This window comes from Streptomyces malachitofuscus (assembly GCF_055571035.1).
The window spans coordinates 72,488-83,221 of the sequence record NZ_JBVIGA010000032.1 but is presented as its reverse complement, the minus strand read 5'-3'; the positions used below and the strand labels follow the sequence as shown (position 1 = coordinate 83,221).

The following is a 10,734-nucleotide window of genomic DNA, read 5'->3' as shown; positions in this document are numbered from 1 at the left end:
CGGCGGGGAGGGGACGGGGCGGGGGTGTCCGCCCGCAGTGGCTGGCGCGTCCGCACCCCGCACCCCCACCAACAAGCCCCATCGCGCCAGTCCGAGGACGGACACCCCCACCCCGGCCCCGCACCACCCACCCACCGTGGGCGCTACCCACGCCCCCACACCACCCCACCCGCACCTGCGCCGCAGGCACAGCGCGCTTTCATCGGCCGACAGTGCCGCGAAAGCGGCGCTCACTAGCGTCCTTCTCATCAGCCGAGAGAAGGGTCACCCACCGATGACGGTGTCCACAACTGCCTTCGCCTCCGGTGTCCGGGAGCTCGAGTTCGTCCGGTCCGTCGACCGGCGTCTGCTCCACCGCCGGGCCCTGTCGGAAGTCTTCCTCACCGACACCGCGGCGGTGGACGGGCAGCGCTTCCTCGCCGGCGCACAACTTCCCTCCTCGCACGCATACTTCACCGACCACATCGGGCACACGACCGTCGACCCGGTGCTGCTGCTCGAGTGCGCCCGCCAGGCCGAGACCTACGGCGCGCACCGCCACCTCGGTGTCGACGAGGACACCAAGTTCGTCCTGCAGTCGTGGTCGATGAGCCTGCCCGGCCTGTTCAGCGCGCAGGCCGGCGACCCGGCCGAGCTGGTCATGGAGGTCACCACGGACCGCCCGGCCGACGCGACCACCCCCGCCCGTTCCGTCACGTACGGCATACGTTTCCTGATCGCCGGACAGGACATCGGCGAGGTCCGCATGGCGGTGGGCTACCTGTCCTCGGCGACGTACTCCTTCATCCGCACCAAGCGGCGCGGCAGCCCGCCCGTCTCCTCCGACGACGTCCCCGCCGTACCGGCGACGGTCGCCGCACACGACGTCGGACGGTCCGCCCCGGTGAACGCCCTGCTGATCGACCCGGTACAGGACGGCGACGGCATCACCGCCGGTATCCGCACCGCGAACGACAACCCGAGCATGTTCGACCACGCGCAGGACCACCTGCCGGGCATGGTGCTCACCGAGGCCGCGCGGCAGGCGGCCCTGCTGGCCGGCCAGAGGCTCCTCGGCCGGCCCGCGGCGGAGACGGCGCTGACCGGCTTCGACCTGGACTTCGCCCGCTTCGCCGAGCTGGACGCACCGACCACGGTCGGCGCGTTCCCCACGGACGGCCGAAGCTTCCGCGTCGTCTTCCGGCAGCACGACGAGGAGATCGCCTCCGGCACGGTGCACACCGCCGCCGTGCCCGCGTCGCACCGGAGGCCACGTTGACCGGACGCGCGGCCGTACTGACCGGGCTCGGCGGCTGGCTCCCGCCGGTCAGGGTCACCAACGACGACCTGGCCCGTCGGCTCGACACCAGCGACGAGTGGATCACCACCCGCACCGGCATCCGGCAGCGGTTCGTCGTCCCTCCGGGCCTGTCCACCTCGGGCGTCGCGGTCGAGGCGGGCGCGCGGGCACTGGCCTCGGCCGGCACGGAGCGCGTGGACCTGCTGGTGCTGGCGACCAGCACCCCGGACCACCCGTGCCCGGCCACCGCCCCGGAGGTGGCGGGCCGGCTCGGACTGGGTGAGATCGCCGCGTTCGACGTGGCGGCCGTGTGCACGGGGTTCGTGTACGCGCTGGCCACCGCGTCGAGCATGATCACGGCGGGCGTGGCCGACAGCGCCCTGGTGATCGGCGCCGACACCTTCTCGACGATTCTCGACCCCGGGGACCGTACGACGCGGGCCATCTTCGGGGACGGCGCGGGCGCGGTGGTGCTGCGCGCCGGGGACCGCGGGGAGCGCGGCGCGCTGCTCGGCTTCGACCTGGCCAGCGACGGCTCGCAGGCGGAGCTGATCACGGTGCCGGGAGGGGGCTCCGAGCACCGTTCGCAGGGCCTCGCCGATCCGGGCGACGAGTTCTTCACGATGCAGGGCCGTTCGGTGTTCCGGCACGCCGTGACGCGGATGAGCGAGTCGTCGCGACGGCTGGCGAAGAACCTCGACTGGCCGCTGGAGTCGGTCGACCGGCTGGTGGCCCACCAGGCGAACATCCGCATCCTGACCGCCGTCGGGGCGGACCTGGGGCTGCCCGAGGAGAAGGTCGTCGTCAATCTCGACCGGGTCGGCAACACCGTGGCCGCCTCGATCCCGCTGGCGCTGACGGACGGCGTCCACGACGGCTCCCTGGCAGCCGGCCACCGAGTGCTGCTGTGCGGCTTCGGAGGCGGCCTCACCTGGGGTGCGGCGGCACTGGAGCTGCCGCACCTCTCGGTGGAACCCCTGCCGACGCACGCGTGAGAGAAGGCGCCCCCACACCCCCCGCGCCCCTCCCCCACCCTCACCCCCCCACACACAGAAACCAGAGAACCGAACAGAAAGCGACCCAGAACCCATGAGTGCGATACAGACCCAGCTGACCACCCTGCTCGTCACCCACCTCGGCGTCCCCGCCGAGCGGATCGAGCCGGAGATCACCTACCAGGACCTCGGCCTGGACTCCCTCGCCCTGATCGAGTTCACGATGATCGTCAACCGTGAACTCGGCACCGAGGTCGGCGACGACCAGCTGCTCGCCGAGACGACGATCGGCGAGACCGTCGAACTCATCGAGTCCCAGGGCGTGCGGGCGTGACCGCACCCTCGAGGGGAGCCGTCGCGATCACGGGCATCGGGCTCGTGACGGCGGCCGGCGCCGACACGCGGACCAGCTGGGAACGGGTGCGCTCCGGCCGCCCGACCGCGGCGCCCGATCCCCAACTCGCCGGCCTCTCCGTCGACTTCTCCTGCCGGGTGCCGGACTTCGACGCCGGACGCCTGCTCGGTCCGGGCAGCGCGTGGCGGCTGGACCGCTTCACCCAGCTGGCGATCGTCGCCGCCCGTCAGGCGCTGGCGGACGCGGGGCTCGACCCGGAGACCTGGGACGGCACGCGGGTCGGGGTCGTCGTCGGCAACTCCCTCGGCGGGACGGCGACGTTGGAGGAGCAGCACCGCCGGTTCCGGGAGGACGCGCCGAAGGCCGTGTCCCCGCTGATGATCCCGATGGGGATGTCGAACATGGTGGCCGGCCACCTGGCCATCGACGTGCGCGCGCACGGGCCGAGCATGGTCACCGCCACCGCGTGCGCGTCCGGCGCGAACGCGATCGGTGTGGCCCGGGACCTGCTGCGGTCCGGCACGTGTGACGTCGTACTCGCCGGCGGCGCCGAGTCGGCGCTGACCCCGGCCACGATCACCGGACTGACCCGGATGGGCGGTCTGTCGGCCCGCCGGGACGATCCGGCCGGGGCGTCCCGGCCGTTCGACGCGGCGCGGGACGGGTTCGTCGCCGCGGAGGGCGCGGGGATCCTCGTGCTGGAGCGGCCCGAGGACGCGGCGGCGCGGGGTGCCTTCGTCCACGCGCGGGTCGTCGGCTTCGGGGCGTCGTCGGACGCGTACCACGCCACCGCGCCCGATCCGAGCGGAGCCGGAATGGAGCGTGCCCTGCGTGCCGCTCTCGCCGACGCGGGGGTCGGCGTGGGCGAGGTGGACCACGTGAACGCGCACGGCACGTCGACGCCGCTGAACGACGTCACGGAGGGGCGCGTGCTGCGCCGGGTCCTCGGCGAGCGGCCGCTGGTCACCTCGACGAAGGGGGTCACCGGACACGCGCTGGCCGCGGCCGGGGCCATCGAGGCCGCGTTCACGGCGCTGGCGCTGCGCGACGGGGTGGTCCCGGCGACGGCCAACCTCACCGAGCTCGACCCGGAGATCGACCTGGACATCGCGAAGGAGACGACGGCCCGGAAGGACCTGGAGGTCGCGGTGAGCACCTCACTCGGCTTCGGCGGCCACAACGCCGCTCTGGTCCTCGCGGCCGCCTGACAGGAGAAGGAGGAACAGTGCGCCTGAGGAATCTGGGCAACACGGGAATCAAGATCGGCAGCGTCGGCCTCGGGTGCATGGGCATGAGCTGGCTCTACGAGGAGTCCGCACGGGACGACGAGCGGTCGGTCCGGGTCATCAACGAGGCCCTCGACCTCGGCGGGAACCTGCTGGACACGGCGGACCTGTACGGGGCCGGCCACAACGAGACGCTGCTGGGACGGGCGATCGCGGGCCGCCGCGAGGAGGCGGTCGTCGCGACGAAGTTCGGGATCGTCCTGGACGACCTGGAGGCGCGGCAGGCACACCGCGACAACTCGCGGGCGTATCTGCGCAAGGCGGTCGAGGCCAGCCTGAGACGGCTGGACGTCGACGTCATCGACCTCTACTACGTCCACCGCATCGATCCGGACGTGCCGCTGGCGGAGACCTGGGGCGCGATGGCCGAGCTGGTGGAGCAGGGCACGGTGCGCTGGCTGGGCCTGTCCGAGGCGACCGTGGCGCAGGCCCGGCTGGCGCACGCGATCCATCCGGTGACCGCCGTGCAGTCCGAGCTGTCGCTGTGGACCCGGGACGCGCTCCGGACGGACGGGGGCGAGGAGGGCGGGATGGTCGGCTGGTGCGAGCGCAACGGGGCGAGCTTCGTCCCGTTCGCCCCGCTGGGCCGCGGTTTCCTCACCGGGACCCTGCACAGCGGCCAGTTCGAGGAGAGCGACTTCCGCGCCGCCAGTCCGCGTTTCCACCGCGCGGCGATGGAGGCCAACCAGCGCATCGTCGACGGGGTCCGGGAGGTGGCCGACCGGCGTGCGGTCACGCCCGCCCAGGTCGCCATCGCGTGGACGCTCGCGCAGGGCGAGCGGGTGGTGCCGATCCCCGGCACCAAGAACTCGCGCTACCTGCGGGAGAACCTGGCCGCGGCGGAGGTCCACCTCACCGAGGACGACCTCGCCGACCTGGACGCGCTGCCGCCGGCGCAGGGAAGCAGGTACTGACCATGGGCACGCACCCGCACCCTGCCACCCCGGGGAAGCACCCTGCCGCCCCCCGGACGCGCATCGCGTTCTTCGACGTCGACGAGACGCTCATCGCCGTCAAGAGCATGTTCTCCTTCCTGGAGTTCCATCTCGCCGACCCCGACCGTTACCGGGAGACCGCGGGCGCGCTGACGCGGGCCGCGCGCGCCGGGGTGCCCCGTGAGGAGACCAACCGCGCCTACTACCGCGCGTACGCCGGTATGGAGGTGGCGGCGGTCGCCGCGAGCGGGCGGCGCTGGTTCGCCCGTGAGCGGCGGCGCGCCGGGTTCTTCCTGCCGTCGGTGGTGGCCGAACTGGACCGGCTGAAGCGCGACGGGTTCCGGATCGCCCTGGTGTCGGGCTCCTTCCGGGCCTGCCTCGACCCGGTCGCGGAGCACCTCGGCGCGGATCACGTGCTGTGCAGCGAGCCGGTGACGGCGGCGGGCCGCTACACGGGAGAGGTGCTCAGCACCGTGATCGGCGAGGGCAAGGCCACCGCCGCCCGGGCGCTGATGCACCGGTGGGGCGCCCGCCCCGAGGACTGCGCCGCGTACGGCGACCACGCCTCGGACCTGCCGTTGCTGACCTGCACGGGCCGGGCCGGGGTCGTCGGCGACGACCCGGTGCTGGCCGGGCACGCCGGCCGTCTCGGCTGGACGAGATTTCCCGCAGCAGCCGGGTCCGCAGCCGCAGCACAGGGGACCGCGGCTGCGGATCCGGTGTCCGTCCCGCTCCCCCCGACCACGGAGGAACTCAACGATGCGACTCGGTAATGGGCTGGGCATACGGGCCGTGACGGCCTGGCTGCCCCGGACCGTCGCGACCGCCCAGGACGCCCTCGCGCAGGGCAGGATCAGCGAGGAGGACCTGCACAACACCGGCGTCGTCGAGGTTCCCGTCGCCGAGCGGATCTCGGCGCCGGACATGGCGGTGGCGGCGGCCCACGAGGCGCTCGCCACGGCCGGCTGGGACGGAGCGGACCTCGGCTTCACCACGCACGCCTGGATCCACCACCAGGGTCACGACTTCTGGTCGCCCGCGCACTACGTGGCGCATCTCGTGGGCGCGGCGCGCGGGGTTCCGCTGGGCATCCAGGTCATGTGCAACGGCGGTGGCACCGCCCTCGAGGCGGCCGCGGCCCGGCTGCTGGCCGACCCGTCCACCGGCTCCGCGCTGGTCACCACCGGCGACCGCTTCCCCGACGAGGGGTTCGACCGCTGGGCGGGGGACTACGGCGTGTTCTACGGCGACGGCGCCACCGCCCTGCTGCTGCACGAACGCGACGACGCAGCCGACGCGTTCACGCTGCTCGGGCTGTCGAGCGCCGCGGTCTCCTCGGCCGAGGGACTGCACCGCGGGCGGGACGAGTTCACCCCCGCGACCCAGTGGATCAGCGACCGGATCGACGTCCGGCGCACCAAGAAGGCGTACATCACCGACACCGGCCTGGACGGCTTCTACCGGGAGGTGCACACCGCCCTGCGGTCCATCGTCACCACCTCCCTGGAGGAGGCCGGCATCGCTCCCGACGACCCCCGCATCCGGCTCCTCGCCCTGCCCAGGGTCGGTCGCAAGGTCCGCCGCGAGACCTACCACCCCGCGGTGGAGGGCCTGACCAAGGCACACATCGTGGAACTGGGCGAGCGCACCGGCCACTTGGGCGCCGGTGACATGGCGGCCAATCTCGCGGCCGTGCGGGAGCAGGAGCTGCTCGCGCCGGGCGAGATCGCCCTCGCCGTGTCGGCGGGCGGCGGCTTCGGCTTCACCTGCGCGGTCGTCGCCCGGCCCGCCCGCTGAGTCCTCGCCGCACCTCACGTCCATGAAGGCTCAACCCACACCCCCTGAAAGGGACTTCTCATGAGCACGGCCCGTCCGGGTACCGCCCGGGGCAATCCGGCACTGACTCTCACCGCGGTGTGTCTCGCCGTACTCGTCCTGCCCGCCTCGCTGACCGGTACGTCCGTCGCGCTGCCGGACATCAGCTCCGAACTCGACGTGGGGCTCGCCCCGCTGCAGTGGGTGGTCAACGCCTACAACCTCGCCTTCGCCTGCTTCATGCTGGGCTGCGGCTCCCTGGCCGACATCCTGGGCCGCCGACGGATGTTCGGTGCGGGCACCGTTCTGTTCGCCGTGTCCAGCCTGGTCAGTGCGGTGACGTCGGACATCGTCGTCCTGGACGTCGCCCGTGCGCTCGCCGGGCTCGGGGCGGCGGCGGTGATGACCGCCGGTGCCGCCATGCTCGCCACGTCGTTCGAGGGCGCCGCGCAGGCCCGCGCCTTCGCGGTGCTCGGCTCCTCGGCCGGTGCCGGTCTGGCGCTCGGCCCGTCGACCGCGGGTCTGCTGGTCAACGCCTTCGGCTGGCGGGCGGTGTTCCTGTCGCACCTGGTCGTCGCGGTGCTCGTGCTGATCGCGGTGCCGCTGCTGCCGGAGTCCAGGAACCCGGCGGCGACCAAGGTCGACTGGGCCGGCACCACGACGTTCACGCTGTCCCTGTTCTGTCTGATGTACGCCATCGTCCAGGGCCCCCAGAAGGGCTGGACCGGCGGGACGACGCTGTCGCTGTTCGCCGTGTCGGCGGTGCTGATGGCGCTGTTCGCGGTCGCCGAACTGCGCCAGCGCCAACCGATGTTCCAGCTGTCCCTGCTGGGCCAGGGACGCTTCATGGCCGTGTCGCTGGTGCCCGTCGCGCTGTCGTTCAGCTTCGTGTGCCTGCTGGTGCTGCTGCCCACGTACTTCACCGGCGCCGCCGGGATGAGCACCAACGCCTCCGGGGCGACGATGATGCTGCTCACGCTGCCCGTCCTGGTCGTGCCGATCCTGGTGAGCAGGCTGGTCAAGAACGGTGTGCCGACCCGGCTGGTGCTCACCGCGAGCCTGGTGGTCGCGGCGGTCGGCGCCGCCTGGCTCACCCTGATCGCCCCGGACGTGTCGGTGGCCGCGCTGGCCGGCCCGCTGCTGCTGCTCGGTGTCTCGATGGGCATGACGGCCGGTCTGGTCGACGGTGTGGCCATCACGTCCGTGGAGCCCGCGCAGGCAGGTGCCGCCGCCGGGATGTTCAACACGATGCGGCTGGCCGGTGAGGCGTTCGCCATCGCCGTGATGAGCGCCGTGCTGCTGAACGTGACGCGTTCGGGCATCGCCGACGGCCTGCCGGGGGTTCGCGGCGCCGAGGGTGCCGACGCGGGCGCGCTGGCCGACCGGGTGGTCGGCGGCGATCTGGCCGGCGCGGCGGGTTCCGTCGCGGATGCCACCCGCTCCGACGTCGAGGGTCTGCTGACCGGCGGCTACACCGACGGCATGCACACGGTGCTCTGGGTGGTCGTCGCGATCTGCGCCGCGAGCGCCGTCCTGGTGGGCGTGATGCTGCGCGAGCGCGCCCCGCAGGCGGCGCCCGCCGAGCCGGCCGTCGAGGAGGCGGCCGTATGAGCGGCGCGGCTCAGGCACTGCCGGTCCTGGTCACCGGCGCGGGCCCGGCGGGGCTGACCGCGGCGACGGAACTGCTGCGGCGGGGTGTCCCCGTCCGCTGTGTGGACCGGGCCGACGGGCCGAGCACGCTGTCGAAGGCGCTGGGCCTGTGGCCGCGGACCGTCGAGCTGATCCACCGGGTCGGCGGCCGGGACCTGCTCGCCGCCCGGGCGCTGCCCCAGTCGCAGATGCGGTACTACTCCGACGGCAAGGTCATCGCCGATCTGCGCTACCGGCCCGCGACCCGGCCGCTGATCTGCCCGCAGCCGGACATCGAGGCGGTCCTGCGCGCCAACCTCGTCCGGGTCGGCGGCACCGTGGAGTGGTCGACCGAGCTGCTCTCCTTCGAGCAGCTCGGCGACCGGGTGCGGGCGAGGCTGCGCGGCCCCGACGGCAGCGAGCGCGAGGAGGAGTTCGCGTACCTGGTGGGGGCGGACGGGGCGAGCAGCACCGTCCGTGCCCGGCTGGGCGTCGGTTTCGAGGGCTCCACGTACGAACTGCGGTTCGTGGTGGCCGATGTGCGGGTCGACACCGCGTTCGACCACCGGATGACGCACTACTTCTGTTCGCCGCGGGGCATCCTGGTGGCCTGCGGACTGCCCGACGGGCGCTGGCGGGTGTTCACCTCGGCGCCCCAGGGGGTGTCGCAGGACGACATCGACCTGGCGGCGGTGCAGCGGCTGGTCGACGAGCGGGGGCCGGGCGGCATCCGGCTGAGCGACCCCGACTGGATCAGCGTCTTCAACGTGCACGCCCGGCACGCCGAGACGACCCGGGTGGACCGGGCGTTCCTGATCGGGGACGCCGCGCACATCCACAGTCCGGCGGGCGGCCAGGGCCTCAACACCGGGATGAACGACGCCCACAACCTGGCGTGGAAGCTGGCCCTCGTCTGGCACGGCCGGGTGGAGGAGCCGCTGCTCGACACCTATGTGAGCGAGCGCGGGGAGGTGGCGCGTGCGGTGGTGCGCCAGGCCGATGTGCAGACCCGGCTGTGGCTGCTGCGCAGACCGCACCAGGTCGCCCTGCGGGACAACGCGCTGCGGCTCGCCTCCGGGCTGCGCCTGTTCGACCTGGCCTACATCCCCTGGCTGGCCGGTCTGCGGACCCGGTACCGGACCGGTACGACGGGCGGCGGCAGGGCGGCGGGCTTCGTTGCCGGCGCGCTGGCACCGCGGCGGCTGCGCGGCGAACTCGACGACCTGCGGCACACGCTGATCGTCGCCGGCGGGCCGGACCGGTCCGCGCGGGAGCTGACGGGGTGGTGCGCGGACCGGCTGGGCGAGGTGCTCGACGTCCGCGCCGAGGCACGGCGGGGCCGCCCGGCGCTGATCCTGGTTCGGCCGGACGGCCATGTGGACACGATTGCCAGGGACGCCCGCGCCATGCGGGCACGACTGACCGGCCTGTTCCGGCCCCTGCTCGGGGCCGGGCAGGATGCGAGCGAGAAGAAAGCGAAGGCACACACGGCATGAGTCTCATTCCGGACAGCCACCGGGATCTGCTGGAGCGGCCGCTCTTCGGCCATCTGGCCACGATCCGCCCGGCCGGCGGACCCCAGGTGAATCCGATGTGGTTCTCCTGGGACGGCGAGTACATCCGCTTCACCAACACGACGGTCCGCTACAAGTACAAGAACATCACGGCGAACCCGCAGGTCGCGGTGTCGGTCAACGACCCGGAGCAGCCCTACCGCTATCTGGAGATCCGCGGTGAGGTGGTACGCATCGACGACGACTCCTCGGCCGAGTTCTTCGCGCAGCTCGCCGAGCGGTACGGCATGAAGCTGGACGGTCCGCCGCCGGACGCCGAGCACCGCATCGTGTACGTGGTGAAGCCGACGGCGGTCAGCTGCCAGTGAGCCGACGGCCGCCGGGTCACTCCCCGGCGGCCCGCGCGGCCGTGAGGTCCGCGACCTCGGCGGTGCGCGCGCCGAGGGCAGTGAGCCGGCCGAGGGCCTCGCGGTGCTGGGCCTCGTCGACGCTCGCGGTGGCGTCCTCGGCGACCACCACGTCGTAGCCCAGCCGCAGCGCGGTCGCGGCCGTCGCGGCGACTCCGTGCGCGGTGGACAGTCCGGCGATCACCACTTCGGTGACCTGCTCGCGGCGCAGCACTTCGGCGAGTTCGGTGCCCTCGAAGGCGTCCAGGCCGTTCTTGGTCACCAGGTGGTCGCCGTCGCGTGGCGCGCAGCGGGGGACCAGCTGGTTGGGGGCGGCGAGGACACCGCCGTCCGCACCGTCGGCGCGTACGTACCGGACGAGGACGACGGTCGAGGCATCGTGGTCCTCGAAGTGGTCGCGGAGCCTGCCGCACGCCTCGACGACGGTGTCGCCGCCGACCGGCCGCCACGGCATGTCGACGATCCACCGTTGCAGATCGATCAGAACAAGTGCCGTACGGGCATGGGTCATTGCTTCCC

At 73.0% G+C, this 10,734-nt stretch carries 11 protein-coding genes; 10 read left to right on the top strand and 1 reads right to left on the bottom strand.

What is annotated here, in order from left to right; translation table 11 throughout:
• Window positions 1-274: 274 nt before the first annotated feature.
• The 10 genes from ACZ44S_RS34600 to ACZ44S_RS34555 all read left to right on the top strand — a co-directional run bounded on the left by ACZ44S_RS34600 (window position 275) and on the right by ACZ44S_RS34555 (window position 10,176).
• Window positions 275-1,258 carry an AfsA-related hotdog domain-containing protein gene (locus ACZ44S_RS34600; protein WP_466936545.1) on the top strand — a complete coding sequence of 328 codons (984 nt, stop codon included), beginning with the start codon at window positions 275-277 and terminating at the stop codon, window positions 1,256-1,258.
• Window positions 1,255-2,274, top strand: coding sequence for a beta-ketoacyl-ACP synthase III (locus ACZ44S_RS34595; RefSeq protein ID WP_466936543.1), 1,020 nt, complete (start codon window positions 1,255-1,257; stop codon window positions 2,272-2,274). Before ACZ44S_RS34600 ends, ACZ44S_RS34595 begins: the two co-directional genes overlap by 4 nt.
• Before the next feature lie 94 nt (window positions 2,275-2,368).
• Window positions 2,369-2,608, top strand: a complete 240-nt coding sequence (locus ACZ44S_RS34590; protein WP_190161231.1) for an acyl carrier protein — start codon at window positions 2,369-2,371, stop codon at window positions 2,606-2,608.
• The gene (locus ACZ44S_RS34585) at window positions 2,605-3,837 is read left to right on the top strand and encodes a beta-ketoacyl-[acyl-carrier-protein] synthase family protein (RefSeq protein WP_466936541.1); all 1,233 of its coding nucleotides are present in this window, start codon (window positions 2,605-2,607) and stop codon (window positions 3,835-3,837) included. The genes ACZ44S_RS34590 and ACZ44S_RS34585 overlap by 4 nt, the downstream gene beginning before the upstream one ends.
• Before the next feature lie 17 nt (window positions 3,838-3,854).
• A complete protein-coding gene (locus ACZ44S_RS34580) occupies window positions 3,855-4,829 on the top strand; it encodes an aldo/keto reductase (RefSeq protein WP_466936539.1) in 975 nt (324 codons plus the stop codon).
• A 2-nt stretch (window positions 4,830-4,831) separates the two neighbouring features.
• A complete protein-coding gene (locus ACZ44S_RS34575; RefSeq protein ID WP_466936537.1) occupies window positions 4,832-5,623 on the top strand; it encodes an HAD family hydrolase in 792 nt (263 codons plus the stop codon).
• Entirely contained in the window at window positions 5,610-6,647 is a 1,038-nt protein-coding gene (locus tag ACZ44S_RS34570; RefSeq protein ID WP_466936534.1) for a beta-ketoacyl-[acyl-carrier-protein] synthase family protein, read from the top strand. The genes ACZ44S_RS34575 and ACZ44S_RS34570 overlap by 14 nt, the downstream gene beginning before the upstream one ends.
• A 60-nt stretch (window positions 6,648-6,707) precedes the next feature.
• Window positions 6,708-8,276: an MFS transporter gene (locus ACZ44S_RS34565; protein WP_466936531.1), complete on the top strand. Its 1,569-nt coding sequence runs from the start codon at window positions 6,708-6,710 to the stop codon at window positions 8,274-8,276.
• A complete protein-coding gene (locus ACZ44S_RS34560; protein WP_466936528.1) occupies window positions 8,273-9,790 on the top strand; it encodes an FAD-dependent monooxygenase in 1,518 nt (505 codons plus the stop codon). Before ACZ44S_RS34565 ends, ACZ44S_RS34560 begins: the two co-directional genes overlap by 4 nt.
• Window positions 9,787-10,176, top strand: coding sequence for a PPOX class F420-dependent oxidoreductase (locus ACZ44S_RS34555; RefSeq protein ID WP_466936525.1), 390 nt, complete (start codon window positions 9,787-9,789; stop codon window positions 10,174-10,176). Before ACZ44S_RS34560 ends, ACZ44S_RS34555 begins: the two co-directional genes overlap by 4 nt.
• Before the next feature lie 16 nt (window positions 10,177-10,192).
• Here ACZ44S_RS34555 and ACZ44S_RS34550 read toward each other — a convergent pair whose 3' ends face one another.
• Complete coding sequence (locus ACZ44S_RS34550) at window positions 10,193-10,726, bottom strand: cysteine hydrolase family protein (protein WP_466936523.1); 534 nt, start codon at window positions 10,724-10,726, stop codon at window positions 10,193-10,195.
• Between the last annotated feature and the right edge of the window lie 8 nt (window positions 10,727-10,734).

Excerpts from the sequence above, each read along its gene's own strand:
- ACZ44S_RS34575 (WP_466936537.1), top strand. The coding sequence starts at position 4,832 with ATGGGCACGCACCCGCACCCTGCCACCCCGGGGAAGCACCCTGCCGCC.
- ACZ44S_RS34555 (WP_466936525.1), top strand. The coding sequence starts at position 9,787 with ATGAGTCTCATTCCGGACAGCCACCGGGATCTGCTGGAGCGGCCGCTC.
- ACZ44S_RS34590 (WP_190161231.1), top strand. The coding sequence starts at position 2,369 with ATGAGTGCGATACAGACCCAGCTGACCACCCTGCTCGTCACCCACCTC.
- ACZ44S_RS34550 (WP_466936523.1), bottom strand. The coding sequence starts at position 10,726 with ATGACCCATGCCCGTACGGCACTTGTTCTGATCGATCTGCAACGGTGG.
- ACZ44S_RS34565 (WP_466936531.1), top strand. The coding sequence starts at position 6,708 with ATGAGCACGGCCCGTCCGGGTACCGCCCGGGGCAATCCGGCACTGACT.
- ACZ44S_RS34570 (WP_466936534.1), top strand. The coding sequence starts at position 5,610 with ATGCGACTCGGTAATGGGCTGGGCATACGGGCCGTGACGGCCTGGCTG.
- ACZ44S_RS34560 (WP_466936528.1), top strand. The coding sequence starts at position 8,273 with ATGAGCGGCGCGGCTCAGGCACTGCCGGTCCTGGTCACCGGCGCGGGC.
- ACZ44S_RS34600 (WP_466936545.1), top strand. The coding sequence starts at position 275 with ATGACGGTGTCCACAACTGCCTTCGCCTCCGGTGTCCGGGAGCTCGAG.